Origin of the sequence: Nonomuraea spiralis (assembly GCF_014648435.1) — a bacterium.
Taxonomy (GTDB): Bacteria; Actinomycetota; Actinomycetes; order Streptosporangiales; family Streptosporangiaceae; genus Nonomuraea; species Nonomuraea spiralis.
The window spans coordinates 594,359-618,469 of record NZ_BMRC01000002.1 but is presented as its reverse complement, the minus strand read 5'-3'; the positions used below and the strand labels follow the sequence as shown (position 1 = coordinate 618,469).

The following is a 24,111-nucleotide window of genomic DNA, read 5'->3' as shown; positions in this document are numbered from 1 at the left end:
TCGGCGCGATGACGACGGAGGATGACGCAGTGCTGAAGGTGGCCGGATTCTCCCCGTTCTTCACCGACGCCGCCACACCGGTGGACTACTCGGCGGAGAACCTGTTCGTGTTGTCGGGCGTGCGCGAGGTGCTGCTGGTGGAGGAGGGCGCGGTCGACCTGTTCGCGGTGCGCCTGGACGGCGGCCGCCCGGTCGGCCGCTGGCACTACCTGTGCCGGGTGCGGCAGGGCACACTGCTGCCCGGCTCGCCCAGGGGGCCGAAGCACGGCATCGTGGGCCGTCCGGTGCTCGGCACGCGGGTGTCGAGCATCCCGCTGGCCAGGCTGGGCGAGCTGTCGGGCACCAGCCGCTCGGCCACCATGTCGACCGCCGAGTACGGCCTGGCCGTGCGGCAGTTCGTCCGCGGGCTGGAGGCCGGGATGATCGCGCTGGCCACCGCCCTGCGGGACGCGCTGCCGCCGCGCGAGTTCGTCCCGCTGCTGCCCGACGCGGTCACCGGGCTGGCCGCCGGGCGCGCGGCCCGGTCGGTGGACGGCGTACGGTGGATCACGGTCGAGGAGGGCGCGGTCGAGATGCCCGACGGCGTGGCGGGCGTGCTGACCGCGGGCGCCGAGCTGGCCGTGACCGAGCGGGACTGGCTGGTCGCCGACGCCCCCGCCCGCGTGCGTGCCCGTTCCACCTGGCAGCTCCTGGCCGACGAGACGATCTGGGCCCGCTGGGTCGAGCACGCCATCCGGTTCCTCTACACGGTGGACCGCCGGGTCGAGCGGCGGCGCGCGCAGGAGCTGGAGGCTCTGCGGCGGCGCAAGGAACGCGAGTCCGGCGCCACGCGGGCGGCCCGCCGCAGCTTCGACACGCTGGTCCGCGACACCGAGGCCAAGGTGCGCCTGGCCGACGTCACCGCCGATCCGCCGGCGCTGGCCGCGGCCAGGCTGGTGGCCTCGCACGGCGGGTTCACCGTGACCGCGCCGCCGCCGGGCCAGGCGCGGGGCGCCGACCCGCTGCAGGCCGTCGCGCTGGCGTCGGGGGTGCGTACGCGCTCGGTCCGGCTGGACGACGGCTGGTGGAAACACGACATCGGGCCCATGGTGGGCTACCGGGCCGACGACGGGACGCCGGTGGCGCTGCTGCCGATCGGCTCGCGGTACGTGGTCGCCCAGCCCGGCCACAGCCGCGTCACGCCGGTCACCAAGGCGGTGGCCGCCACGCTGAGCGGCAAGGCCGAGGTGTTGTACCAGCCGCTGCCGCGCGAGGTGCGGACCGTGGCCGGGCTGCTGCGCTTCGGGCTGGCCCGCAACGGCCGCGACCTGTGGGTGCTGGCCTCCCTGGGCACGCTGGTGGCGGTCATCGGGCTGCTCGTGCCCGCGATGACGGGGCTGGTGCTGGGGACGTTCGTGCAGCGGGCCGAGCGCGACCTCATCGTGCAGGGCGCGGCGCTGGTGATCGGCGGCGCGCTGGTGGCGGGGGCGCTGTCGATCGTGCAGAACGTCGCCGCCCTGCGCATCGAGGGCCGTTCGTCGGCCCGCGTGCAGGCCGGGGCGTGGACGCGGCTGCTGTCGCTGCCCGTCACGTTCTTCGGCCGCTACTCCACCGGCGAGCTGGGCACGACCGTGCTGGGCGTGAGCACGGCCCAGGAGACGTTGTCGGGCGTGATGACCACCGCGACGCTGGGGCTGTTCGGCGGGCTGGCCAACCTGGCGCTGGTGTACGTCTACGACGTCGGCCTGGCGCTGCTGGCGACCCTGCTGGTGCTGGCCGGCGTGCTGGTGTGCGCGGTCGCCGGCTTCTTCGAGGTACGCCTGCAACGCCGCCTGTACGAGCAGGAGCAGCGGCTGTCCTCGCGGGTGTTCCAGCTCCTGTCGGCGGTGCCCAAGCTGCGCGTGGCCGCCGCGGAGGACCAGGCGTTCGGCGTGTGGACGCGGGACTTCATGGCGACCAGGACGACCTCGGCCTCGGCCCGGCGGCTGCAGAACGTGGTCACCACCTTCAACGCCGGGTTCCCGCTGGTCTGCTCGGTGGTGATCTTCGCCGTGGCGGCCGGGCCGCTGCGCGGGCAGCTCCCGATCAGCGCGTTCCTGGCCTTCTTCGCCGCGTTCAACCTGCTCATCGCCTCGGTGTTGCAGTTCACCGGCGCGGCGATCACGGCCATGGGCGTCGTGCCGATGCTGGAGAAGCTGGCCCCGGTGCTGGAGGCCGAGCCGGAGGACCACGCGGGCAAGGCCGACCCCGGCGACCTGTCGGGCCGCGTCAGCCTGTCCCGGGTCTCCTTCCGGTACGGCGAGGACGGCCCCGCGGTGCTCACCGACATCGACCTGTCGATCGAGCCCGGCGAGTTCGTCGCGATCGTGGGCCCGACCGGCAGCGGGAAGTCCACGGTCCTGCGCCTGCTGCTCGGCTTCGAGCAGCCCGACGTCGGCTCGGTCCTGTACGACGGCCAGGACCTGGGCGAGCTGGACCTCGGCGCGGTGCGCCGGCAGTGCGGCGTGGTGCTGCAGAACGGCGCGCTGCTGGCCGGCGACATCAGGCAGAACATCGTCGGCAGCACGAACCACACGATCGACGACGCCTGGGACGCCGCCGCGATGGCCGGCATCGCCGACGACATCACGGCCATGCCGATGGGCATGCACACCGTCCTGTCGGAGGGCACGAACACGCTCTCCGGCGGCCAGCGCCAGCGCATCATGATCGCCAGGGCGCTGGTCTCGCGCCCCCGCATCGTCTTCTTCGACGAGGCGACCAGCGCCCTGGACAACCCCGCCCAGAACGTCATCGCCGAGAGCACCCGCCGGCTCAACGCCACCCGCGTGGTCATCGCCCACCGGCTGTCCACCGTCCGGGACGCCGACAAGATCCTGGTGCTCGACGGCGGCCGCATCGTCCAGCAGGGGACGTACGACGAGCTGCTGACCGACGAGCAGGGGCTGTTCGCGCGGCTGGCGCGGCGGCAGATGTGAGCGCACGGGAGGAGCCGTCATGGAGTTCGCGCTGCTGATCCACGGGCCGGAACGGGCCTGGGCGGAGCTGTCGGAGCAGGACCGCACCGCGTTGTACTCCGCCTACCTCGACTTCGGGCGGGAGCTGCGGGAGGCCGGGGTCACGGTGGTGTTCGGCGCCCGGCTGGCCCGCCCGGACGCGGCGAAGGGCGATCCGCGCGAGGACGGCCGTCCCGAGCTGGGCGGCATGTGGATCCTGGACCTGCCGTCGGAGGAGGCGGCGCTGGAGTGGGCCGGGCGCCTGCCGGCCGGGCCGGGCGACCGGGTCGAGTTACGGCGCTGCGACCGTGGAAGGATGTCACGATAGTGCCAACCGGGGCTCTGCCCGCGCCCCACCACGCCTTTGGGGCAGAACCCACAGGGAGGTAGACGACTCATGGACTTCGTGCTGCTGATCCACGGCGACGAGATGCTCTGGGACGCCTTCAGCGAGAGCGAGCGGGAGCGGATGGCCGAGGCCCATCGCCAGTTCGGCCGGGCGATGGCGATGGCGGGGGTCAAGGTCAAGTACGGCGCCGGGCTGACCAGGTCGCGGGAGGGCAAGCTGGTCAGGCCCGACGGGCCCGCCGTCGCGGGGCCGTACGCGGTCGGGCGGGAGCAGATCGGCGGCATCTGGGTCATCGAGGTCCAGTCCGCCGAGGAGGCCGAGTCGTGGGCGCGCAAGATGCCGTACGCGCCCGGCGACATCGTCGAGGTGCGGCCCTGTGACCCGGCCTCCTGAGGCCGTCTCCCGTGGGTTCCTTCAGTAGCGGGCTCTGCGGCTGAGCAGCACGCCGACGGCCAGGAACAGCAGCCCGGCGGCGCCGTAGACGATGGCCAGCGAGGTCGCGGGGGGCTTCTCGCTGGCGTTCACGACGGCCAGGCCGAGGCCGACGATCGCGCTGATGTAGCTGAAGATCGCGATGAAGATCTTCCAGAACGGACTCATGACGTGCTTCCTTCCGGTGAGTGCTGAGCCGGGCCGTACGGTGCGGTCCCGGCGACGACGAAGCCGAGCAGCATGACCCAGGCGTCCGGGTCGGCCAGGAAACGCCGCCAGCGGTCGGCCGCCAGGGCGAGGCCCGACATCGGCAGCGCGCCCGAGGCGACGAGCGGCGCCAGGCGTTCGGGCCCCAGGTGCGGGGCGAAGGCCGCGGTGGGATGGGTGTCGTTGGTGGTGGCGAACGGGCGCAGCACCACGTCGTCGAACCCGCCGCCGCGCAGCAGCCGGGTGAGCTTCCTGCCGATCTGGCGGTCTCCCCCGGCGCCGCGCTGGGCCTGGGCCATGGTCGCGTGGACGGAGGCGAGCTCGGGGTACATCGGATCGGCCAGGCCCCAGAGCATGCTGTCGACCTCGACGACCACGATCCGGCCCCCGGGACGCAGCACGCGCAGCGCCTCGGCCAGGACGGGCGCCGGGTCGCGCACGTGCTGGAGTACGTACCGCAGCAGTACGCCGCCCACGCTGCCGGTACGCAACGGCAGCCGGGCACCGTCGGCGGTGACCAGCGGGGCGCCGCAGCCGCCCGCGTTGCGCAGCAGCCCGGCGTCCACGTCGAGGGCGATGACCGGCAGCCGCGGCTCGGCGGCGCGCAGCCTGCGGGTGACCGCGCCGGAGCCGGCGCCCAGCTCCAGCAGCGGGCCCTCGCGGGTCAGCCCGAGGTCGCGCATGATGCGCAGTTCCTCCTCGAAGGAGAGCGCCGCCTGGGCCTCCAGCCGGGCCAGCTCGCCGGCCACGCCGCCCCACGTGGTGTTCGCGACGTCGTAGGAGCCGGTGGCCGCCGCGCTCGTCGGGGCGCTCACCGGGGCCTCGGGATCATCATCAGGCCGTGCCTGGGCCGCAGCGTGACCAGCGCCTCGGGCTCGACGGGGAAGCCCGCCACCAGCTCCATACGCAGCCCGCGCAGGATGACGGCGAGCACGAGCGTGGCCTCCACCAGCGCGAAGTGCCGCCCGACGCAGATGCGCGGCCCGCCGCCGAAGGGCAGGTACTGGTGGCTGAGCAGCCGCGCGGCCCGGTCGGGGTCGAACCGTTCGGGCCGGTACGCATCCGGCTCCGCCCAATACCTCGGATCCCGGTGCAACACCCACGGGCTGACGCACACCAGCGACCCGGCCGGTACGTCGTACCCGTCCAGCACGTCGTCGGCCGTCCCGCGCCGCGAGATCAGCCAGACCGGCGGGTAGAGCCGCATGGCCTCCTGGACGGCCTGCCGGCACCGGCGCAACCTCGGCAGGTCGGCGGCGGTCGGCGACCGGCCCTCCAGCACCTCGTCGATCTCGGCGTGCACGGCCCGCGCCGCCTCCGGGTTCCGGTCGAGCAGGTAGAGCGTCCAGGTCAGCGACTTGGCGGTGGTCTCGTGCCCGGCCATGATGATCGTCAGCACCTGGTCGCGCAGGTCGGCGTCGGACATCGTGTGCCCCTCGGCCAGCATCGCGCCGAGCAGGTCGTCGCCCGCGCCGCCGGCCCGGCGGGCGGCGATGATGACCCTGGTGACCCGGTCGAGGAAGGTCCGCGCCCGGTGGAAGCCGGCGTAGCGCGCGGCCGTGTCCGCCGGGTCGGGGTCGTCGCTGGGTACGTAGTGGCCGATGAAGCGGTTGACCGCGTCCACGGCGCGGCCGAAGCCCTCGCCCGCGACGCCGATGTCGGTGCCCAGCATGGCCTTCACGATCACGGTCAGGGTGAGCGAGGTCAGGTCGTGGTCGACGCGTACGGGCCGGCCGCCGTCCCAGTGCGCCACCAGGTGCTCGGCCGCCTCCACGATGACCCGGTCGAACCGGTCCACCTCGGCCGGTCTGAACGCCGGGGCGCACATCCGCCGCTGGGCCGCCCATTCGGCGCCGTTGCTGGTCAGCAGGCCGTTGCCGAGCAGTGGGCGGAGCATGTCGTCGTCCGGTGTGCGGTCCTTGGTGTAGGCGGCGCCGTTCTCCTTCAGCACGTGCCTGGCCAGGTCGGGGCGGTGCAGCATGTAGACCGGCTCGCCGTCCGCGTCGTGGCGGGTGACGTCGCCGTGGGCGGCCATCGCGGTGACGAACTCCAGCGGAGCGTCGCGCATGGCCCTCAGGCTCTGGGTTCCGGCCGGTCCCGGCGGCACCCGGGGGGATACGTACGTCCCGGACATGGGTTCTCCCGATGGCTTACGCAAACGAATATTCCGATACGCATTTCCGGCCACCGAATACGTATATCGCTTCGTATTGTTCCGGTCGGCGTATTTGCAGAGTACCTTTTAAGCAGAGGGCTCTCAATACTTAATCCGGAGCCCCGGAAATTAAGTCTAGGCACTCCGAATTCGGCTGTGTAAGACTCCGTTCCGAGACGGCGCACCGCGCCGAAGGGGAAAAGCTCCAGGAGGACACAATGGCCCTGAACCCCAGAGAGCGGACCGAATTCGTCAACGCCTACACGCGAGTCCTGATCACCGCGTGGTCGAGCGAGGAATTCTCGGCGAAGCTCGACAGCAACCCGCGCGAGGCGCTGGCCGAGGCCGGCCTGGAGGTTCCCGCGGGCGCCCAGATCGCCCTCGTGCGCAACGTCCCCGACGGCCACCACGACACCAACCTCGACGTGCAGGTCTCGCTGTGGGAGCGCGGCCTGGAGACGGGCACGTTCGAGTTCCACATCCCCGAGACGCCGCAGATCGACATGGCGGAGCTGAGCGAGGGCGACCTCGACTCGATCGCGGCCGGCGACGTCAACTGCTGCTGCTGCCCCTGCTGCTGCTGCACCTGACGCCGGGAGCCACGCACGCCCAAGAGGAGGTAGAGGAGATCATGTCCGACGACCAGGCGAACCCCATCCACGTACGGGGGCTGCGCAAGCAGTACGGTCCCAGTCTCATCCTTCAGAGTGTGGACCTGGATGTTCGTCCCGGAGAGGTGTTCGCCTTACTCGGCCCCAACGGCGCGGGCAAGACGACCACGGTCGAGATCCTCGAAGGCGTGCGCAGGCGTTCGGGCGGCGACGTGCGGGTCCTCGGCCGTGACCCGGCCGAGGACGCCCCGCGATGGCGGGCGCGGCTCGGCATCGTGCCGCAGACGACGGGCGCCTACGCGGACCTGACCGTCCGCGAGGTCGTCGAGCACTTCGCCGCCTTCTACCCCGCGCCGCTGCCCGCGGCGCAGGTCATCGACATGGTGGGCCTCGGCGCGCAGGAGTGCAAGCAGGCCCAGACGCTCTCGGGCGGCCAGTTGCGCCGCCTGGACGTGGCCGTCGGCGTCGTCGGCGACCCCGACCTGATCTTTCTGGACGAGCCGACCACCGGGCTGGACCCGGAGGCCCGGATGGAGGCGTGGGACCTGGTCCGCTTCTTCGCCGACCAGGGCAAGACGACCGTGCTGACCACCCACTACCTGGACGAGGTGGAGGCCCTGGCGCAGCGGGCGGCGGTGATCGTGGCCGGCCGCATCGTCGAGACCGGGCCCGTGAGCGAGCTGGGCGGCCGGCGTGACACACCCGCCACGGTGAGCTTCACCCTGACCGCCGAGCTGAGCGCGGCCGAGCTGCCGGACCTGCCGCCGGGCACCGCGCTCGACCCGTCGGGCGTTCCCGGGGTGCCCGGCGGCACGCTGACGCTGCTGAGCCACACGCCGACGCGGGTCCTGGCCGCGCTGCTGCCGTGGGCGGCGGACGCGGGCGCGGGCGAGCTGCCCGACCTGCGCGTCCACCGGCCCACGCTGGAGGACGTCTATCTCAAGCTGATCCGCGAGAACCAGGGGGCCCAGTCATGACCAGCTCGAACGCGATCGTGGCCGGTCAGGGCCGTCCCGTACGTGCCTCCGGCGGCGGCTCGGGACTGTGGCGGGCCTCGGCGGCCCGCTCGTCGGTGGAGCTGAAGTCGTTCTTCCGCAACCGGCAGTCGCTGTTCTTCACGCTGCTGCTGCCGATCGTGTTGCTGCTGGTGCTCGGCTCGATCTTCTCCGGCACGGTCCCCGGCACGCACACCGACTTCAAGCAGATGTTCGTGGCCGGGATCATCGCCTGCGGCATCATGAGCGTCAGCTTCAACGGCCTGGCGATCAACATCGCGATCGAGCGGGACAACGGCATGATCCGCCGCCTGGCCTCCTCGCCGATGCCGAAGACGGCCTACTTCGTCGGCAAGATCGTCCGGGTGGTGGTGACCGGGATCCTGGAGGCGGCGATCCTGCTGGCCGTCGGCGTCGCGCTGTTCCGCCTGCCGCTGCCGCCGGACGCCGGCCACTGGCTCACGTTCGCGTGGGTGCTGCTGCTCGGGGCTACGTCCTGCTCGCTGCTGGCGGTGGCCTTCAGCGCGATCATCCCGAACGCCCGCTCGGCCGCGGCGATCGTCACGCTGCCGTTCCTGGTGCTGCAGTTCATCTCCGGGGTGTTCTTCCCCTACAGCGAGCTGCCGGCCTGGATGCAGAGCCTGGCGGCGTTCTTCCCGCTGAAGTGGATGACGCAGGGCCTGCGCTCGGTGTTCCTGCCGGCCGACTTCGCGGTGGTGGAGCCCGCGGGCACGTGGGAGCTGGGCCGTACCGCCGCGGTGCTGGGCGCCTGGTGCCTGGCGGCGCTGGTGCTGAGCCTGCTGACCTTCCGCTGGCGCGGCGCCAACGTCCGCTAGCCGGGGAGGGGCTCAGATGGCGAGGGTGAAGCCGGTCAGCCGCCTGGGCACCAGGCCCGGGGCCCACGTGGGCGGCTCGCCCGCCGGGCGCAGCCCGGGATACCGGCCGAGCAGCCCGCTCAGCAGCAGCCCGCCGGCCTGTCTGACCAGCGGCGCGCCCAGGCACAGGTGGGTGCCCGCGCCGAAGGCCAGATGGGGGTTGGGCGAGCGGGTGACCAGCAGCTCGTCGGGCCCGTCGAACACGGCGGGGTCGCGGTTGGCCGCCCCGACCAGGGCCAGCACCCTCGCGCCCGCCGGGATCACGCCGCCGTCCAGGGTGACCGCCTCGGTGGTCACCCTGGCCGTGAACGGGATCGGCGACTCCAGCCGCAACAGCTCGTCCACGGCCGATACGGCCACCTCCTGGCCGCCGTGCCTGATCAGGTCGGCGGCCTCCTTGCGCGGCAGCAGCCAGTGGAGCGCGTTTCCCACCATCTCGGCCAGCGGCTTCCATCCGCCGACGACCGTGAGCGCGGCGATGCCGAGCGTCTCGGCCCTGGTCAGCCGGTCGTCGGCGGCCAGCCGTCCGAAGGGCGAGCCGCCCGGCTCGTTCGCGGTGGCGGCGGCGGCGTCGGCACGCTCGCCGAGGAAGCGGGTGAGCTCGCCCATGGCGGCCCGCCCGGCCGCGGCGGCCTGCGCCCCGGCCAGCGGGTCGAGGTTGACCGAGACGCGGTCGGCCAGCGCGGCGAAGGCGGGCACGTCGGCGGGCGGCAACCCGAACAGCCTGGCCAGCACGCCGGTGGCCAGCGGCTCGCCGAGGTCGGCCGTGGCCTCGATCATGCCCCCGCCCGCGGACCCGCTCGCGTTCGCGGCGTCGCCCGCGGGCCCGTTCGCGGCGCGGGTGGCCAGGCCGTCGAGCACCGCGTCGATCTCGGCCTCGATGCCGGCGGCGATGCCGCGGATCGCGGCCGGGCCCATCAGCAGGGCGCCGGGCGAGCGCAGGCGCTGGTGCTCGGGGGGATCGGTGGTCAGCATCGAGGGCGGCAGCTCGTCGTCCCTGACCCGCTCGCGCTGCCCGAGGGCGGCCGAGAAGCGCGGGTCGCGCAGGGCGAGCGCGCAGTCGGCGTGCGCGGTCAGCAACCACATGCGCGAGGTGACGTCGAAGTGCACGGGGTCGTTCTCGCGCAGCCAGCGGTACGCCGGATACGGGTCGAGCCGCCCGCGAGGAGAGAACGGGTGTGCTAAGTGGCCGGGCAGCGTGCGGGGTGCCGTCATCGCGTCTCCTCATGATCAGGCCGAGGACAAACTACTACAGAGGATGTGCCGGTGGCAGAGCTTGATGTCGTCGTGATCGGCGCCGGGGTGAGCGGGCTGGCGGCGGCCGCGCGCCTGGCCGGGGCCGGGCTGGCGGTCACGGTGCTGGAGGCGAGGGAGCGGGTGGGCGGCCGGATCCGTACCCATCGGCCCTCCTTGCTGGAGCTGGGCGCGCAGGTGATCCACGGCGACCGCAACCCCGTCGCGGCGCTGCCCGGCCTGGGCGCGCCCGTGCCGGTGCCCCGGCGCGCGGCCCGGGTGTTGCTGGCGGACGGGCCGCGCCCGCTGAGCGCGCTGCGGCCCACACCGCCGCTGCTGGAGGAGCGGCTGGCGTCGGGCGCGGCCGCGCCGCTGCTGCGCCGCCTGGCCGGGGCGAACCCCTGGGACGTGCCGGTCGCGGCGTGGCTCAAGGAGGAGACCGTACGCTGCCCGGAGGTGCTGGAGCCGACGGCGGAGTGGTTCCGGCAGAACTGGGCGGGCGAGCCCGAGGCGCTGAGCGCGGCGGCGCTGGCCGCGCTGCGGCGGGCCGACCGCGCGGGACGGGGTGAGTTCGCGCTGCCCGGCGGCTTCGACCGGCTGCCCGCGCGGCTGGCCGAGGGCCTGCGGGTACGCCTCGGCGACGAGGTCGTCCGCCTGTCCTGGTCGCCGGGCCGGGTACGGGCGCACACCGCGTCGGGGCACGCCGAGAGCGCCGCCGCCGCCGTGGTCACCGTGCCGCCGCCGATGGTCGCCGAGGGCCGGCTCGTGATCGACGACCTGCCGGTACGCAAGCAGGCGGCGGCGTACGAGCTGCGGCCCGGCGACGCCTGGTGCGGGCTGGTCGGCTATCCGGAGCCGGCTCCGGAGTCCGTCGTGGTCTTCGACGCCGGGGGCCGGCTGGGGTTCGTCAGCACGACGGCCGGGCGGCCGGAGGTGCTGGTGATGGCCAAGTCCCGCGCCGCCGCCGCGGCCCGCGCCGCCTGGGCCGAGCCGGGCGCCCTGGCCGCGCTGCTGGCCAGGGCCCTGCCGTGGACGCGGGGGCTGGGCCCGGAGCGGGTGGTGGTGGCCGACTGGGGCGCCGACCCGTGGGCGGGCGGGGCGTACACGTACCCGGGAGTGGGGGCGCTGTGGGCGTCCCCGGCCTGGGCCGAGCCGCTGGGCGGGACGGTCTTCTTCGCCGGGGAGGCCACCGTGGGCCTGTCCGGCCCGCCCATGGCGCACATGGCGATGGCCAGCGGGGAGCGCGCGGCCACAGAGGTGATTGGGGCGCTGGAGAGATGACGGCTGGCAACGGGGAGCTCCACGGCGGGTGGTTCCTGCTCGCCCTCGACGACGAGATCGGCCAGGGCGTCACGCCGCTGCTGCTGGGCGGCGCGCGGCTGATGGCCGTACGCGACGGCGAACGTATCCGGGTGTTCGAGGCCACCTGCCCGCACCGCGGCGCCCACCTCGGGTACGGCGGCAAGCTGGACGGCGACCGCGTGATCTGCCCCTTCCACGGCAAACGCATCTCGCTGGGCGAGAGCGGGCGGCGCTGGTCGGTGGGCGAGCTGCGGACGCTGCGGGCCGGCGCCGCGCTGTTCGCCCGGCTGTCCGGCGATCCCGGCGACGACCGGGGCTTCGAGCAGGCGATCAAGCAGGCGGCGCAGGACCTGGTGATCGTGGCGGCGGTTCGGCGGCCGGTGACGGTCCCGGCCGAGTACGTCGTCGAGAACGCCTTCGACGCCCAGCACTTCAGCACCGTCCACCTGGTGCCCTCGGTGCGCGGCATGCGGGTCAGCATGGGCGAGCACGACGAGCTGGTCATCGAGGGCGAGTTCCGTACCAAGGCGCCGCCGTGGGAGAAGGAGCGGCGGCTGGACTTCGCCTCCCGCTTCGTGGCCCGCGCCTACAGCCCGCACCTCGTGGTCACCGAGCTGGGCGCCGGGGAGGCGCCGTACACGATCGTCACGGGCGCGGTGCCGGACGGGACGGGCTGCGTCGGGCGGGTCGCCATCGGCGTACGGCCGGACCGGACCGACTCGCTGCCCGCGCTCGTCCACGGCGCGCGCTACGCCTTCGACCAGGACTGCGTGGTCTGGGACCACCTGGACACCCGCGCCCCGCAGCGGCTGGACGCCGGCGACACGCCGGTGATCGCCTTCCGCCGCTTCTGCGAGGGTTTCGCCGCCGTCCCCTCCGCCCCGGGAGCCTGCTCATGAGCCTGTACGTGCGCTCGACCGGCGAGGGCCGGTCGGTGTTGTGGATCCACGGCTACACCATGGACGCCTCGGTGTGGGAACCGCTGTGGGGCATGTTGCCCGGCTGGCGGCACGTCGGCGTGGACTTGCCGGGCCACGGGCGTTCCGGGCCGCTGCGGCCGGGCACGTCGCTGCCCGCGCTGGCGGCCGAGCTGGCCGAGCTGGCCAGGGCCGAGTCGGCGACGCTGGTGGTGGCCGAGTCGATCGGCTCGATGATCGCCCTGCAACTGGCCATCGACCACGCCGGGGACGTGCGCGGCCTGATCGTCGGCTCGCCGACCGTCGCGGGCGCGCCCGCCGAGCCGGGGACCGCCGAGCGCTACCGGGCCCTGGCCGGGCTGGCCAGGATGGGCGCGGAGGGCGAGCAGCTCGCCGACCTGTGGATGTCCTCGCCGCCGGACATCTTCCTGGGCACCGAGGACCATCCCGAGCTGCGGGCCCGGCTGCGCGCGATCGTGGCCGGGCACTCGTGGCGGGAGCTGCGCGACGGCGCGATGCACGGGCTGAGCAGGCACGTCCACACGGTCGGGGACCTGCGCGGCATCCGGGCCCGCACGCTGGTCGTCGTGGGCGAGCGCGACATGCCGACGTTCCGTGCGAGCGCCGGGCTGCTGCGCGCGTCGGTCCCGCGGTGCCGTACGGTCACCGTCCCCGGCGCCGGGCACCTGTGCATGATCGAGCGGCCCGCGGCCGTGGCGCCGGTCATCGCCGAGCACCTGCGGTTGTCGGCCCTGGAAGCGGAGGAGGAGGCCGGTCGTGCCGATTCACGAGCAGTATGAGCCGGGCGAGCCGTGCTGGGTGGACTACGGGGCGCTCGACCCGGCCGGGGCGCGGGCGTTCTACGGGGAGCTGTTCGGCTGGACCTTCCGCGAGGAGGCCGGCTACTCCTTCGTCGAGCTGGGCGGCCAGGTCGTGGGCGGTTTCGGCCGGGTGCCGGCGGGCCTGCCCGCCTCGTGGAACACCTACCTGGCGGCCCAGGACGTGGACGCGGTGGCCGTACGGGTCAAGGAGCTGGGCGGCGGCGTCGTCTTCGGCCCGATGGCGGCCGGCGAGGACGGGCGGGTGCTGTTCGCGGCCGACTCGTCGGGAGCGGCCGTCGGCTTCTGGGAGGGGCACCGCCCGGCCGGGATCGTGCTGGCCGGCGAGCCGGGGACGTGGTGCGCGCACGAGTTGTGGTCCGCCGATGCCACGTTCTACCGCGACCTGTTCGGCGACCGGTTCGGCGAGCCGCCGGGTGGCGGGCTCGCGGTGCGGGACCGGACGGGCGCGCGTCCGCAGTGGGTGACGTTCTTCGCGGTCGCCGACCGCGCCGCGTCGGCCGCGACGGCGGTCCGGCTGGGCGCCACGATCGCCCCCGGGTATCCCCGGGCGACGATCGTGCGCGACCCGTGGGGCGCCCTATTCGCGCTGGCGTGACCGGCCGGACAGGACGAAGAACAGGGCCACGAGGACGGCGCCGGCGATGACGACCACCGAGCCGACCGCCTTGCCGATCAGGAAGGCCACGACCACCGCGGCGGCGTAGACCAGGGGAACGACCAGCCGGAGGTTCACTCCCATGCGCGCTCCTTGACAAAGACGGGAAACAGAACTCAACACGCATCATCGACCAGGCCGGGCCGGCGGTCCAGAATAACGCCGCAATATACGTATCGGCCTACGTATTGGGCCTGCGCATCCGGGCCCGCGACTGCGTATTACGTAACGATTATCGGAAGGGCTCGCGATGACCAAGGTATTAGTGATCGGCGGCGGCCCGGCGGGTTCGATCGCCGCGACACTGCTGGCCCGCAACGGAATGGACGTCCGCCTTCTGGAACGCGAACGTTTCCCGCGTTACCACATCGGCGAATCCGTCTCGCCGTCCTGCCGGACCATCATCGATTACGCCGGGGCGCACGAGAAGATCGAGGAACGCGGCTACCCGGTCAAGGAGGGCCTGCTGCTGCGCTGGGGGGCCGAACGCGACTGGACGGTGAACTGGGCGGCCACGTTCGGCCCGGAGGTGCGTTCCTGGCAGGTGGACCGCGACGACTTCGACCAGGTGCTGCTGGACCACGCCGCCTCCCAGGGCGTCGAGGTGATCCAGCGGGCCCGGGTCAGGCGCGTGCTGTTCGAGGACGGCCGGGCCTGCGCCGCCGAGTGGGACGGCGGCCTGGAGCGCTTCGACTACGTGGTCGACGCCTCCGGGCGGGCCGGAGTACTGTCGGCGCAGCACTTCCGTGATCGGCAACCGCACGACGTCTTCAGGAACGTCGCGATCTGGGGCTACTACCAGGGCGGCGACCTCCTTCCCGACACGCCGGGCGGCGGCATCAACGTCATCTCCTCGCCGGAAGGGTGGTATTGGGTGATCCCGCTGCGCGGCGAGGTGTTCAGCGTCGGTTTCGTCACCCACCAGACGCGCTTCCTTGAGCGGCGGCCCCACTACGGCTCGCCGGAGGAGATGTTCCACGCGGTGGTGGCCGAGTCGCCGACCGTGGCGGGGCTGGTCGGCAGGTTCACCGGCCCGGTGCGCATCGAGCAGGACTTCTCCTACGTCGCGGGCTCCTTCTGCGGCCCCGGCTACCGCATCGCCGGGGACGCCGCCTGCTTCCTCGACCCGCTGCTGTCGACCGGCGTGCACCTGGCCATGTACAGCGCCCTGCTGGCCGCCGCCTCGATCACCGCCGCCGAGCGCGGCGAGGTGAGCGAGCTGGAGGCCCAGGGTTTCTACGAGTCCCTCTACCGCAACGCCTACCAGCGGCTGCTGACCATGGTCTCCTCGGTCTACCGGCAGTACCGCGGCCGGGCCAGCTACTTCTGGCTGGCCCAGCACCTGGTCAGGGGCGAGCGTTCCGGCCACGCGTTCGCGGCGATCACGGCGGGGCTGTCCGACCTGACCGACGCGACCACCGCCGGCGGCACCGCGCCGATGAGCGAGCTGGTGACCGCCGCCCACGACGCGGGGCTGCGCGCGCTGCGCAACGTCACCCCCGCCGGCAACACCATGGCCCCCATGCGCATGGACGCCAACGACCTGTACGACGCCGCCACCGGTCTCTACCTGACCGCGCACCCCCGGCTCGGTATCAGCCGCACACTGACGAGGACGCCTCTATGAAGTCATTGGTCCGCCTGCTCCTGCCGCTCGCTTTACTCGCGGCCCTGCTCTCCCCCGGCCCGGCGACGGCCGCCCGAACCTCCTCCGCCCAGGCCGGGGCGCTCGACGGCCAGGCCGAGGCCATGCGGCGGCTCTCGTTCATGATCGGCACCTGGGCGGGGCCGGGCTGGACCGTCACGCCCTCGGGGACGCGGCAGGAGTTCCTGCAGACCGAACGGGTGCGCCGGCAGGCGGGCGACCTGGTGATCTCGGTCGAGGGGCAGGGCCGTGACAAGGCCGACCCGCGGACGATCGTGGACAGCGCCCTCGCGGTGATCAACTACAACGAGTCGACCGGCCAGTACCGCTGGGAGGCGTTCTCCCGCGGGTACGTCACCACGGTCGTGCCGGTGGTCGGCGACGGCACCTTCCAGTGGAGCCTGCAGACGCCCGCCTACACCAGCCGCTACACCCTGACGTTCACCCCCACGACCTGGCACGAGATCGGCGAGACCACCGTCGACGGCGGCCAGACCTGGCACCAGAACTTCCAGATGGACCTGCGCCGCCTCGCCTGATGCCCGCGGACCCGCCTTCAGACATATGTAGCAGTGTGCGAACTTTTGGTGTCCCTGAGTGCATGGTCCGTTTTTGGGCGGGTAGCGCGATTCCATTGGCTCCTCGTCCTGGAGGAAACCGTGGACATCAATATCGGCCAGGGTCTGACGGACGCCTGGCGGCAGGTCGCGACGTTCGTGCCCAGGTTCGTCGCGTTCGTGGTGATCCTGATCATCGGGTGGATCGTGGCGAAGGCGCTGCAGAAACTCGTGGACAAGATCCTTGAGCGGGTGGGGTTCGACCGCGCGGTGCAGCGCAGCGGCGTTCAGCGCTGGCTGGAACGCAGCCGGTACGACGCCAGCACCCTGCTGGCCAAGCTCGTCTACTACGCGATCCTGCTGATCACCCTGCAGATCGCCTTCAGCGTCTTCGGGCCCAACCCGATCTCGGCGCTGCTGACCGGAGTGGTGGCCTGGCTGCCCAGGGCCGTGGTCGCCATCGTGATCATCGTGATCGCCGGGGCGATCGCCCGGGCCGTCAGGGACCTGATCGACGGCGCGCTCGGCGGTCTGTCCTACGGCCGCTGGCTGAGCATCGCAGCCGCCGTGTTCATCTGGGCGCTCGGCATCATCGCCGCGCTCAACCAGATCGGCGTCGCCACGACCGTCACGACCCCGGTGCTCATCACCGTGCTCGCCACCATCGGCGCGATCCTCGCCATCGGACTCGGCGGCGGGCTCGTACGTCCGATGCAGCAGCGCTGGGAACGCTGGATCGGCCGGATCGAGGCGGAGGCGCCGCAGGCCAGGGCGCACGCCGAGGCGTACCAGCGGGGACGTGAGGACGCCCGCACGATGACCGGGCCGTCCGAGACCCGGCCGTCCGAGCCGACGCAGCCGGTGCGGACGACGCCCGGCGGCGCGACCCGTGCGGACAACCCGCCGGAGTCGACCTGAGCTCCGTGTGGCCGGGACGAGCGCCCGGTCACGCGGACCCCGCCACGGCCGGTCACGCGCCCGCAGAGCGCGTGGTCCGGCCGGGAGCGCGGGATCAGGCCGGTTCGGCCAGGAAGCCCTGTTCGCGGGCCAGCCAGCAGACCGCCGTCAGGCGCAGCGCGGGCGCGTCGTGGTCGCCGCTGAAGATCCAGCCGCGGTGGCGCAGCTCGTCGAGGAAACCCAGCAGGTAGTCGCCCAGGGACTCGCGGTCGAGCGGGATCGCGTCACGCAGCACGGCCGCGTGCTGATCCACGGCCGCGACCAGCGCGGGCTCGGCCTCCATCCTGGCGAGCTGGGCATGGCCCAGCGTGTCCATCAACCACCGCAGGGGCGAAAGCGCCCAGCCCTCCTCGAAAACCACTCGCCAACTTTAAGGCATCGTCCGAGGTCGGCGGCTCGGGGTCAGTCGGAGGGCAGCCCGACGTAGTTCTCGGCCAGCGTGGTCGCCGCCGCCTCCGAGGAGGTGACGTAGTCCAGGTAGGAGGTCTGGAGCCGGCGTCCGTACGGGTCGTCGTCGTCGAAGGTGTGCAGCAGCGTCGTCATCCACCACGAGAAGTGCTGCGCCCGCCAGACCCGCTTCAGGCACGCCCGCGAGTAGCCGTCGAGCAGCTCCGACGAGCCGTGCTCGAAGAAGGCCGCCAGCGCCTCGGTCAGCACGCGTACGTCGGCCACGGCCAGGTTGAGTCCCTTGGCGCCGGTCGGCGGCACGATGTGCGCGGCGTCCCCGGCGAGGTAGAGCCGGCCGTACTGCATGGGTTCCACGACGAAGGAGCGCATCGGGGTGACGCCCTTCTCGATGATCTCGCCCGTGGCCAGCTCGAAGCCCGGGACGGTCTCCAGGCGGGCCTTCAGCTCGGCCCATACGCGCTCGTCCGGCCAGTCCGCGACGTCGGTGTCGGCGGGGACCTGGAGGTAGAAGCGGCTGACCGTGGGCGAGCGCATGCTGTGCAGCGCGAAACCGCGCTCGGTCCTGGCGTAGATCAGCTCCTCCGACGACGGCGCCACCTCGGCCAGGACGCCGAGCCACGCGAACGGGTACTCCCGCTCGAACACCTCCAGCACCCCTTCCGGGACGCTCGGCCGGGAGACGCCGTGGAACCCGTCGCAGCCGGCGATCACGTCGCAGTCGAGCCGCTCGCCGCCGAAGGTGACGTACGGCTCGGACTCCAGCGAGTGCACCGCCACGTCCTCGACCTCGAACCGCAGGTCGCCGCCCGCCGCCAGCCGGGCCGCGATCAGGTCCTTGACGACCTCCTGCTGCCCGTACACGGTGATGGCGCGGCCGGGGACCAGCTTGTCGAAGGCGATGCGGTGGCCGGCGCCGCCGTACCGCAGCTCGATGCCGTGGTGGGGCAGGCCCTCGCGGCGCATCCGCGCGCCGACGCCCGCCTCGTCGAGCGTGTCCACCGTGCCCTGCTCCAGGACGCCCGCGCGGACGCGCCGCTCGACGTAGTCGCGGCTGCGCCGTTCCAGCACCACCGAGGAGATGCCGCGCAGGTGGAGCAGATGAGAAAGCAGCAGGCCCGCGGGCCCCGCGCCGATGATCCCGACCTGAGTTCGCATGAGGGAAGTCTGCTGCCTCGCGGTCCTGGGAGCCGAGTAACCTCTTCCACTGAGTGGAAGAACTGTGCAGGAGTGTGGTCATGTCGGGAGGAGCGCGCCGACCGGGGCAGACGGTGACGTCCAAGGTGCTGGCGATCCTGGGGGCGTTCGACGCGGCCCATCCGCGGCTCACGCTGACCGACCTGGCCAGGCGCAGCGGGGTGCCGCTGAGCACGGCCCACCGGCTGGTGGCCGAGCTGGAGGAGTGGCAGGCCCTCAGCCGTACCCCCGACGGGCGGCTGCGGGTGGGGCTGCGGCTGTGGGAGCTCGGCCAGCTCGCGCCCGGCAGCCTGCTCGGCCGCGCACACCCCTGGCTCCAGGAGCTGTTCGCCGCCACCGGCGAGAACGTGCACCTGGCCGTCCGCGACGGCCTGGAGGTCCTGTACGTGGACAAGGTGTACGGCAGGCGGGCCGTGCCCATCGTCTCGCGTACGGGCGGGCGGCTGCCGATGCATCCGACGGGGGTGGGCAAGGCGCTGCTGGCCTTCGAGCCGGAGTGGTTCGCGCAGGCGTACCTGGCCCGCAAGCTCGAACGTCCGACGCCGCACACCGTCACCGAGCCCGGCCGGCTGGCCAGGGAGCTGGCGGCGGTGCGGGAGCGGGGTTACGCGCTGACGCACGAGGAGATGACGCTCGGCTCGTGCTCGGCGGCGGCGCCGATCCTGGCGGGCGGCCGGGTGGTGGCGGCGCTCGGGATCGTGCTCGCCTCGCGGCGCTCCCGCGAGCTGCCCCGGCTGGTCGACCCGCTCCTGGAGACCGCCGCCCAGATCGCCCGCGCCTACGAGGGCCCCTGAAAGCTCGCCGGCTCCTATGAGACCCCGTGAACCCGCCTGTGGAAGCCGCCCGCGCCTCCGAGAGCCCCCTGAACCCGCTCGTGGAAGCCGCCCGCGCCTCCGAGAGCCCCCGAGACCGGCTGGTCAGTCGCCGAGTCTCTGGATGCGGTCCTTGAACAGGGTGGTCGCGATGGCCGCCTTGTGCGGCTGGCCCTTGAGGAAGGCCGTGGCGAAGCTCTTGGCCTGGTCGTAGGAGACCTTGCCGGGCATGGGCGGCTCGTTCGGGTTGACGTCCACGTCCACCAGGGCCGGGCCGTCGTGGGCCAGCGCCTGCCTGACGGCCGCGACCACGTCGCCGGCCTGGGTGACCTTGGCGCCGAACCCGCCGCACGCCCTGGCCCAGGTCGAGTAGTCGGCCTCGGGACGGCCGAAGCGCACGCCGTGCTCGGGGTAGCCGAGCACCATCTGCTCCCACAGGATCTGCCCGAGCGAGTTGTTGTTGTTGATGACGACCTTGACCGGCAGCTGGTGCTGCGCGGCGGTCAGGAACTCGGCCATCAGCATCGCGAACCCGCCGTCGCCGACGTAGGCGATGACCTGCCGGCCGGGGAAGGCGTGCTGCATGGCGATGGCGTACGGCAGGCCCGGGGCCATCGTGGCCAGCGTGCCCGACAGGTAGAACTCGCGTTCGCCGCGGATCGTCCAGTGGCGCGCGGCCCAGGTCGCGATCGTGCCGCTGTCGCAGGTGAGGATGGCGTCGTCGGCGGCCAGGTCGTCGATGACGGACATGACGTACTGGGGGGCGATGGGGTCTCTGTCCGGGTTCTCCAGGGCGTCCATGTCGGAGCGCCACTTGGCCATGAGCTTCTGGTACTTCGCCAGATGGCCGTCGCCGTTCCTGGGGGTCAGCAGCGGCAGCAGCTCCCGCAGGCCCTCCTTGGCGTCGCACACCACGGGCACGTCGGTCGGCACCCGCGTCCCCGCCCTGGCCGGGTCGGCCTCGAACTGCACCACCCGCGCGTTGCCCGGCTCCGGCAGGAACGTGGAGTAGGGGAAGTTCGTGCCCACCATGAACAACACGTCGGCGTCGTCCATCAGGTCCTCGCTCGGCCTCGTGCCGAGCAGCCCGATCCCGCCCGTCGTGTACGGCGACTCGTCCGGGACGACGGCCTTGCCGGGCAGCGTCTTGACCACCGGCGCCCCCAGCGCCTCGGCCACGGCCAGCACCTCCTGGCGGGCGTGCAGCGCGCCCTGCCCGACCAGGATGGCGGGCCGTTCGGCGCTGTTGAGCACCTCGGCGGCCCGCGCCAGGTCCGCCTGCCGCGGCAGCCCCGAGGGCCGCAGGTAGATCGGCGCGGTCTCCGGCGCCCGCACCGGCGCGACCGTCCTGTACGGGTCCGCCCCCGCGTCGGCCACCTGGATGTCGTTGGGCAGGGTGAGGTGGGCGACGCCGCGCCGCGCGTAGGCCGTCCGGACGGCCAGGTCCACCAGCGAGGGCAGCTGGGCCGGGTTGGTGATCATCATGTTGTACTCGGCCACGTCGGCGAACAGCTTGTCGAGGTGGACCTCCTGCTGGTAGCCGGTGCCGAGCACGGCGGTCTCCTGCATGCCGGTGATGGCCAGCACCGGGACGTGGTCGAGCTTGGCGTCGTAGAGGCCGTTGAGCAGGTGGATGCCGCCGGGGCCCGAGGTGGCCAGGCACACGCCGATCCGTCCCGTGGCCTTGGCGTAGCCGGTGGCCATGAAGGCGGCGGCCTCCTCGTGGTGCACCAGCACGAACCGCACCCGGTCACGGTGACGGCGCAGCCCCTCCATGATGCCGTTGATGCCGTCGCCCGGCATGCCGAAGACGGTGTCGACACCCCACTCGGCCAGCCGCTCTATCAGGGATTCGGATGCGATACGAGCCATATTGGCGGCTCTACCCCGCTCTGCCGCCGACAGACCTTGCCACGAAAATCATTGTCATCTCTGGGGATTCGCGGGTAGGAACCGGACATGCGCATTCTGGTCACAGGAGCCACCGGCACCCTCGGCAGGGCTTTGCTGCCCGTCCTGCTCAAGGCGGGACATCGGGTACGCGCGTTGAGCCGTACCCGGCACGAGAGCCGCGGGGGCGTCGAGTGGATGTGGGGCGACCTGGCCTCCGGGAAGGGCGTCGCGGAGGCCGTACGACAGGTCGAGGCGATCGCGCACCTGGCCACCGGCGGCCGCAAGGGGGGCGCGCAGGTGGACCTGGCCGGCACCCGCACGCTGGTCGCGGCGGCCCGCGCGACGGGGGTCGCGCACGTGCTGCTGACCTCGGTCGTCGGCGCGGACCGCGCGCCCGGCCAGCGGCACAAGCTGGAGGCCGAGCGGCTGGTCAAGGAGAGCGGCATGGCCTGGACGGTCGTCCGCGCCACCCCGTTCCACCAGCGGCTGGACGGGCTGCTGCGCGACTTCTCGGTGCTGCCCGTGCTGCCCGTGGACCGTTCCCTGCCCTGGCAGCCGGTGCACGTGAACGACGTCGCGCTGCGGCTGGCCGCGCTGCTCGCCGGCGGCCCCGCGTGCGCCGTCATCGAGTACGGCGGCCCGCAGGTCCTCGACACCGAGGAGCTGGCCAGGATCTGGCTCGAAGCCCGCCACCTGCGCCGCCCGTGCCTGCCGGTGCGATTCCCCGGCAGGCTGGCCGCCGCCCAGCGCGCGGGCGCGTTCACCACCGACGCCGAGCCCAGCGGCCGGATCACCTGGCACGACTACCTGTTCCCGCCGCCGCCGGCGCCGTCGGACGACTTCGCCGAGGAGCACACCGCCTCCCCGACCAGCCCGGCCAACCAGCCCGAGCACGACCCCTCGCGGCACGTGTACGGCGGCGACGAAGGCTACCAGCGGCCGACCCGCGGCTGAGACCGGTTACCGTTTCGTTAGGCACCCCCCTCTTGCTGGGCTTTCTCCGCCGTCGGTACCGTCACTGAACAACTTGTTCAGCCTGACCGATCGAGGGGTTCGATGAGCGACCTGGGCACCCGCATCCGGGTCTACCGCGGCATGCGCGGCATGACCGTGCGCGCCCTGGCCGGCGAGGCCAAGGCCAGCCCGAGCTTCATCAGCCAGCTCGAACGCGGGCAGACCAGCGCGAGCATCGGCATGCTGCGCAGGATCGCCTCGGCTCTCGGCATCACGGTGGCCGACCTGTTCAACGAGGACGACGAGCCCGCCCACCGCGTGGTGACCCGCGCCGAGCGTCCCGAGCTGGCCACCGGGCCGGGCACCCGCAAGTTCCTGATCTCCCAGCGCCCGCTGCGCACCCTGGAGATGTACGCCGGGGAGTTCGACCCGGGCTCCTCCACGGGCGACGAGCCGTACACGCACGGCGAGTCGCAGGAGATCTTCCTCGTGCTGCGCGGCAGTCTCACGCTCTGGCTGGGCCCCGCCGGGTCCGCCGCCGCCCACCCGCTCGGGCCCGGCGACAGCGTGGAGTACCGCACGTCGGTCCCGCACCGGGTGGTCAACGACGGCGACGAGACCGCCGAGGTGCTCTGGGTGATCAGCCCACCGACCCCGTCCGCCGGGGAAGCAGCGGCCGGGCAAGCAGCAGCCGTGGAGGCAGAACAGTCATGACAGGCATCCCGCTCACCGACGACTTCGCCAACGGGGGCGTCTCGTTCTGGTACCGGCAGATCGGCCTGCCCGCCAGGCGGCCGTCCCTGCCCGGGTCCCGCGAGTACGACGTGGCGATCGTCGGCGGCGGCTACACCGGCCTGTGGACCGCGTACTACCTGAAGAAGGCGCAGCCAGACCTGCGGATCGCGATCCTGGAGAAGGAGTTCGCCGGGTTCGGGGCCTCGGGGCGCAATGGCGGCTGGCTGTCGGCCGAGTTCGCCGGCTCGCGCGAGCGGCACGCCAAGGCGCGCGGCCGGCAGGCCATGATCGACCTCCAGCACGCCATGTTCCGCGCCGTGGACGAGGTCATCGACGTCACCCGCGCCGAGGGCATCGACGCCGACGTGCACAAGGGCGGCCTCGTGCATGTCGCGACCAATCCGGCCCAGCGGCGGCGGCTGCGCGAGGAGGTCGCCGACCTGCGCTCCTGGGGCTACGGCGAGGCCGACATGCGCCTGATGGACCGCGACGAGCAGCGCGAACGCCTCCAGGTGGCGGGCACGCTGGAGGCCGCGTACTCGCCGCACTGCGCCCGCGTGCAGCCGGCCAAGCTCGCCGTCGGGCTGGCCTCGGCGGTCGCCGCGCTGGGCGTGGACATCTTCGAGGGCACGACGGTGACCGAGATCCGGCCGCGCGAGGGCGGCAAGGCGTCGGCGCACACGCCGCTCGGCGTCGTCTCGGCCGAGTACGTCATCCGCGCCACCGAGGGCTTCACCGCCTCCCTGGCCGGGCAGCACCGGCAGTGGCTGCCGATGAACAGCTCCATGATCGTCACCGAGCCGCTGCCCGCAGAGGTGTGGAAGCACATCGGCTGGGCCGGGCACGAACTCCTCGGCGACCAGGCCCACGCCTACGTCTACGCCCAGCGTACGGCCGACGACCGGATCGCGATCGGCGGGCGGGGGGTGCCGTACCGGTTCGGGTCGCGTACCGACCGACGGGGGGCCACCCAGGCGCGGACCGTGGCGCTGTTGTGGCGGATGCTGGTCAAGCTCTTCCCGGCGGCGGCCGACGCGCGGGTGCAGCACTCGTGGTGCGGGGTGCTCGGCGTGCCGCGCGACTGGTGCTCGACCGTGCACCTGGACCACGCGACCGGGCTCGGCTGGGCCGGCGGGTACGTCGGCAGCGGCGTCACCACCACGAACCTGGCCGGGCGCACCTTGCGCGACCTGGTGCTGCGGCAGGACACCGAGCTGACGGCGCTGCCGTGGGTGGGCCGGCAGGTGCGGCAGTGGGAGCCGGAACCGCTGCGGTGGGCCGGCGTGCAGCTCATCTACACGCTGTTCAGGGCCGCCGACCGGCACGAGAACGACCGAGGCACGACCACGTCGCTCTACGCCCGCCTCGGCGACCTCGTCTCCGGCCGCTGACCCCCCAGGGGGCGTTG

General features: G+C 72.9%; 25 protein-coding genes. 17 read left to right on the top strand and 8 right to left on the bottom strand.

From position 1 onward, the window contains the following. Positions 1–8: 8 nt before the first annotated feature. From IEZ27_RS06745 to IEZ27_RS06735, 3 genes are all read left to right on the top strand, one after another. Positions 9–2,957: an NHLP bacteriocin export ABC transporter permease/ATPase subunit gene (locus IEZ27_RS06745; protein WP_189646393.1), complete on the top strand. Its 2,949-nt coding sequence runs from the start codon at positions 9–11 to the stop codon at positions 2,955–2,957. A 19-nt stretch (positions 2,958–2,976) separates the two neighbouring features. Further along, positions 2,977–3,303, top strand: a complete 327-nt coding sequence (locus tag IEZ27_RS06740; protein WP_189646392.1) for a YciI family protein — start codon at positions 2,977–2,979, stop codon at positions 3,301–3,303. A gap of 69 nt (positions 3,304–3,372) precedes the next feature. After that, positions 3,373–3,717, top strand: a complete 345-nt coding sequence (locus IEZ27_RS06735; protein ID WP_125635349.1) for a YciI family protein — start codon at positions 3,373–3,375, stop codon at positions 3,715–3,717. A 21-nt stretch (positions 3,718–3,738) separates the two neighbouring features. Here the strand turns inward: IEZ27_RS06735 and IEZ27_RS06730 are convergent, their stop codons facing one another. Genes IEZ27_RS06730 through IEZ27_RS06720 form a run of 3 tightly spaced genes read right to left on the bottom strand, consistent with a single transcriptional unit; the run spans position 3,739 to position 6,031 of the window. Next, positions 3,739–3,924 (bottom strand): hypothetical protein, encoded by a 186-nt coding sequence (locus IEZ27_RS06730; RefSeq protein ID WP_189646391.1) that lies wholly within the window; start codon positions 3,922–3,924, stop codon positions 3,739–3,741. After that, entirely contained in the window at positions 3,921–4,778 is an 858-nt protein-coding gene (locus IEZ27_RS06725; RefSeq protein WP_189646390.1) for a class I SAM-dependent methyltransferase, read from the bottom strand. Before IEZ27_RS06725 ends, IEZ27_RS06730 begins: the two co-directional genes overlap by 4 nt. Then, entirely contained in the window at positions 4,775–6,031 is a 1,257-nt protein-coding gene (locus IEZ27_RS06720; RefSeq protein WP_189646389.1) for a cytochrome P450, read from the bottom strand. Before IEZ27_RS06720 ends, IEZ27_RS06725 begins: the two co-directional genes overlap by 4 nt. 305 nt (positions 6,032–6,336) lie before the next feature. Between IEZ27_RS06720 and IEZ27_RS06715 the strand changes: the two genes are divergently transcribed. From IEZ27_RS06715 to IEZ27_RS06705, 3 genes are read left to right on the top strand one after another with little or no spacing between them, the layout of a single operon-like run. Continuing rightward, positions 6,337–6,708, top strand: a complete 372-nt coding sequence (locus tag IEZ27_RS06715; RefSeq protein ID WP_221762182.1) for a hypothetical protein — start codon at positions 6,337–6,339, stop codon at positions 6,706–6,708. 41 nt (positions 6,709–6,749) lie between these two features. Next, a complete protein-coding gene (locus IEZ27_RS06710) occupies positions 6,750–7,706 on the top strand; it encodes an ABC transporter ATP-binding protein (RefSeq protein ID WP_189646388.1) in 957 nt (318 codons plus the stop codon). After that, positions 7,703–8,560, top strand: coding sequence for an ABC transporter permease (locus tag IEZ27_RS06705; protein ID WP_125635339.1), 858 nt, complete (start codon positions 7,703–7,705; stop codon positions 8,558–8,560). The genes IEZ27_RS06710 and IEZ27_RS06705 overlap by 4 nt, the downstream gene beginning before the upstream one ends. A 12-nt stretch (positions 8,561–8,572) precedes the next feature. Here the strand turns inward: IEZ27_RS06705 and IEZ27_RS06700 are convergent, their stop codons facing one another. Next, positions 8,573–9,814 (bottom strand): cytochrome P450, encoded by a 1,242-nt coding sequence (locus IEZ27_RS06700; RefSeq protein WP_189646387.1) that lies wholly within the window; start codon positions 9,812–9,814, stop codon positions 8,573–8,575. A gap of 51 nt (positions 9,815–9,865) precedes the next feature. Between IEZ27_RS06700 and IEZ27_RS06695 the strand changes: the two genes are divergently transcribed. Genes IEZ27_RS06695 through IEZ27_RS06680 form a run of 4 tightly spaced genes read left to right on the top strand, consistent with a single transcriptional unit; the run spans position 9,866 to position 13,488 of the window. Continuing rightward, positions 9,866–11,113 carry a flavin monoamine oxidase family protein gene (locus tag IEZ27_RS06695; RefSeq protein ID WP_189646386.1) on the top strand — a complete coding sequence of 416 codons (1,248 nt, stop codon included), beginning with the start codon at positions 9,866–9,868 and terminating at the stop codon, positions 11,111–11,113. Continuing rightward, positions 11,110–12,033 (top strand): Rieske 2Fe-2S domain-containing protein, encoded by a 924-nt coding sequence (locus IEZ27_RS06690; protein ID WP_189646385.1) that lies wholly within the window; start codon positions 11,110–11,112, stop codon positions 12,031–12,033. The genes IEZ27_RS06695 and IEZ27_RS06690 overlap by 4 nt, the downstream gene beginning before the upstream one ends. After that, the gene (locus IEZ27_RS06685) at positions 12,030–12,851 is read left to right on the top strand and encodes an alpha/beta fold hydrolase (protein ID WP_189646384.1); all 822 of its coding nucleotides are present in this window, start codon (positions 12,030–12,032) and stop codon (positions 12,849–12,851) included. The genes IEZ27_RS06690 and IEZ27_RS06685 overlap by 4 nt, the downstream gene beginning before the upstream one ends. Next, positions 12,829–13,488, top strand: a complete 660-nt coding sequence (locus IEZ27_RS06680) for a VOC family protein (RefSeq protein ID WP_189646383.1) — start codon at positions 12,829–12,831, stop codon at positions 13,486–13,488. Before IEZ27_RS06685 ends, IEZ27_RS06680 begins: the two co-directional genes overlap by 23 nt. On the opposite strand, the gene IEZ27_RS06675 is transcribed toward IEZ27_RS06680, so the two are convergent. Further along, on the bottom strand, positions 13,471–13,632 hold the full coding sequence (locus IEZ27_RS06675; protein ID WP_189646382.1) for a hypothetical protein: 162 nt from the start codon (positions 13,630–13,632) through the stop codon (positions 13,471–13,473). The genes IEZ27_RS06680 and IEZ27_RS06675 overlap by 18 nt on opposite strands. Positions 13,633–13,798: 166 nt before the next feature. Between IEZ27_RS06675 and IEZ27_RS06670 the strand changes: the two genes are divergently transcribed. From IEZ27_RS06670 to IEZ27_RS06660, 3 genes are all read left to right on the top strand, one after another. Beyond that, positions 13,799–15,175 (top strand): NAD(P)/FAD-dependent oxidoreductase, encoded by a 1,377-nt coding sequence (locus tag IEZ27_RS06670; RefSeq protein ID WP_125635327.1) that lies wholly within the window; start codon positions 13,799–13,801, stop codon positions 15,173–15,175. Further along, positions 15,172–15,732, top strand: coding sequence for a hypothetical protein (locus tag IEZ27_RS06665; RefSeq protein WP_189646381.1), 561 nt, complete (start codon positions 15,172–15,174; stop codon positions 15,730–15,732). Before IEZ27_RS06670 ends, IEZ27_RS06665 begins: the two co-directional genes overlap by 4 nt. Before the next feature lie 126 nt (positions 15,733–15,858). Beyond that, on the top strand, positions 15,859–16,668 hold the full coding sequence (locus IEZ27_RS06660; RefSeq protein WP_189646524.1) for a mechanosensitive ion channel family protein: 810 nt from the start codon (positions 15,859–15,861) through the stop codon (positions 16,666–16,668). A 94-nt stretch (positions 16,669–16,762) separates the two neighbouring features. Here IEZ27_RS06660 and IEZ27_RS06655 read toward each other — a convergent pair whose 3' ends face one another. Next, complete coding sequence (locus IEZ27_RS06655; RefSeq protein ID WP_221762181.1) at positions 16,763–17,068, bottom strand: DUF6401 family natural product biosynthesis protein; 306 nt, start codon at positions 17,066–17,068, stop codon at positions 16,763–16,765. Positions 17,069–17,109: 41 nt separating this feature from the next. Further along, positions 17,110–18,270, bottom strand: a complete 1,161-nt coding sequence (gene pobA / locus IEZ27_RS06650; protein WP_189646380.1) for a 4-hydroxybenzoate 3-monooxygenase — start codon at positions 18,268–18,270, stop codon at positions 17,110–17,112. A gap of 80 nt (positions 18,271–18,350) precedes the next feature. Between pobA and IEZ27_RS06645 the strand changes: the two genes are divergently transcribed. Continuing rightward, positions 18,351–19,103, top strand: coding sequence for an IclR family transcriptional regulator (locus IEZ27_RS06645; protein ID WP_125635321.1), 753 nt, complete (start codon positions 18,351–18,353; stop codon positions 19,101–19,103). Between the two features lie 123 nt (positions 19,104–19,226). Here the strand turns inward: IEZ27_RS06645 and IEZ27_RS06640 are convergent, their stop codons facing one another. Then, positions 19,227–20,993 carry a thiamine pyrophosphate-dependent enzyme gene (locus IEZ27_RS06640; protein ID WP_189646379.1) on the bottom strand — a complete coding sequence of 589 codons (1,767 nt, stop codon included), beginning with the start codon at positions 20,991–20,993 and terminating at the stop codon, positions 19,227–19,229. Positions 20,994–21,080: 87 nt separating this feature from the next. Between IEZ27_RS06640 and IEZ27_RS06635 the strand changes: the two genes are divergently transcribed. The 3 genes from IEZ27_RS06635 to IEZ27_RS06625 all read left to right on the top strand — a co-directional run bounded on the left by IEZ27_RS06635 (position 21,081) and on the right by IEZ27_RS06625 (position 24,094). Further along, on the top strand, positions 21,081–21,968 hold the full coding sequence (locus IEZ27_RS06635) for an SDR family oxidoreductase (RefSeq protein ID WP_229823498.1): 888 nt from the start codon (positions 21,081–21,083) through the stop codon (positions 21,966–21,968). A 102-nt stretch (positions 21,969–22,070) separates the two neighbouring features. Next, on the top strand, positions 22,071–22,682 hold the full coding sequence (locus tag IEZ27_RS06630; protein WP_189646378.1) for a helix-turn-helix domain-containing protein: 612 nt from the start codon (positions 22,071–22,073) through the stop codon (positions 22,680–22,682). Next, positions 22,679–24,094, top strand: coding sequence for an NAD(P)/FAD-dependent oxidoreductase (locus IEZ27_RS06625; protein WP_189646377.1), 1,416 nt, complete (start codon positions 22,679–22,681; stop codon positions 24,092–24,094). The genes IEZ27_RS06630 and IEZ27_RS06625 overlap by 4 nt, the downstream gene beginning before the upstream one ends. Positions 24,095–24,111: the final 17 nt, after the last annotated feature.

Bases quoted from the DNA above. Each gene is read 5' to 3' on its own strand.
- IEZ27_RS06745 (WP_189646393.1), top strand. From the start codon at position 9: ATGACGACGGAGGATGACGCAGTGCTGAAGGTGGCCGGATTCTCCCCG.
- IEZ27_RS06740 (WP_189646392.1), top strand. From the start codon at position 2,977: ATGGAGTTCGCGCTGCTGATCCACGGGCCGGAACGGGCCTGGGCGGAG.
- IEZ27_RS06735 (WP_125635349.1), top strand. From the start codon at position 3,373: ATGGACTTCGTGCTGCTGATCCACGGCGACGAGATGCTCTGGGACGCC.
- IEZ27_RS06730 (WP_189646391.1), bottom strand. From the start codon at position 3,924: ATGAGTCCGTTCTGGAAGATCTTCATCGCGATCTTCAGCTACATCAGC.
- IEZ27_RS06720 (WP_189646389.1), bottom strand. From the start codon at position 6,031: ATGCGCGACGCTCCGCTGGAGTTCGTCACCGCGATGGCCGCCCACGGC.
- IEZ27_RS06715 (WP_221762182.1), top strand. From the start codon at position 6,337: ATGGCCCTGAACCCCAGAGAGCGGACCGAATTCGTCAACGCCTACACG.
- IEZ27_RS06710 (WP_189646388.1), top strand. From the start codon at position 6,750: ATGTCCGACGACCAGGCGAACCCCATCCACGTACGGGGGCTGCGCAAG.
- IEZ27_RS06705 (WP_125635339.1), top strand. From the start codon at position 7,703: ATGACCAGCTCGAACGCGATCGTGGCCGGTCAGGGCCGTCCCGTACGT.
- IEZ27_RS06700 (WP_189646387.1), bottom strand. From the start codon at position 9,814: ATGACGGCACCCCGCACGCTGCCCGGCCACTTAGCACACCCGTTCTCT.
- IEZ27_RS06690 (WP_189646385.1), top strand. From the start codon at position 11,110: ATGACGGCTGGCAACGGGGAGCTCCACGGCGGGTGGTTCCTGCTCGCC.
- IEZ27_RS06685 (WP_189646384.1), top strand. From the start codon at position 12,030: ATGAGCCTGTACGTGCGCTCGACCGGCGAGGGCCGGTCGGTGTTGTGG.
- IEZ27_RS06675 (WP_189646382.1), bottom strand. From the start codon at position 13,632: ATGGGAGTGAACCTCCGGCTGGTCGTTCCCCTGGTCTACGCCGCCGCG.
- IEZ27_RS06670 (WP_125635327.1), top strand. From the start codon at position 13,799: ATGACCAAGGTATTAGTGATCGGCGGCGGCCCGGCGGGTTCGATCGCC.
- IEZ27_RS06665 (WP_189646381.1), top strand. From the start codon at position 15,172: ATGAAGTCATTGGTCCGCCTGCTCCTGCCGCTCGCTTTACTCGCGGCC.
- pobA (WP_189646380.1), bottom strand. From the start codon at position 18,270: ATGCGAACTCAGGTCGGGATCATCGGCGCGGGGCCCGCGGGCCTGCTG.
- IEZ27_RS06645 (WP_125635321.1), top strand. From the start codon at position 18,351: ATGTCGGGAGGAGCGCGCCGACCGGGGCAGACGGTGACGTCCAAGGTG.
- IEZ27_RS06640 (WP_189646379.1), bottom strand. From the start codon at position 20,993: ATGGCTCGTATCGCATCCGAATCCCTGATAGAGCGGCTGGCCGAGTGG.
- IEZ27_RS06635 (WP_229823498.1), top strand. From the start codon at position 21,081: ATGCGCATTCTGGTCACAGGAGCCACCGGCACCCTCGGCAGGGCTTTG.
- IEZ27_RS06630 (WP_189646378.1), top strand. From the start codon at position 22,071: ATGAGCGACCTGGGCACCCGCATCCGGGTCTACCGCGGCATGCGCGGC.
- IEZ27_RS06625 (WP_189646377.1), top strand. From the start codon at position 22,679: ATGACAGGCATCCCGCTCACCGACGACTTCGCCAACGGGGGCGTCTCG.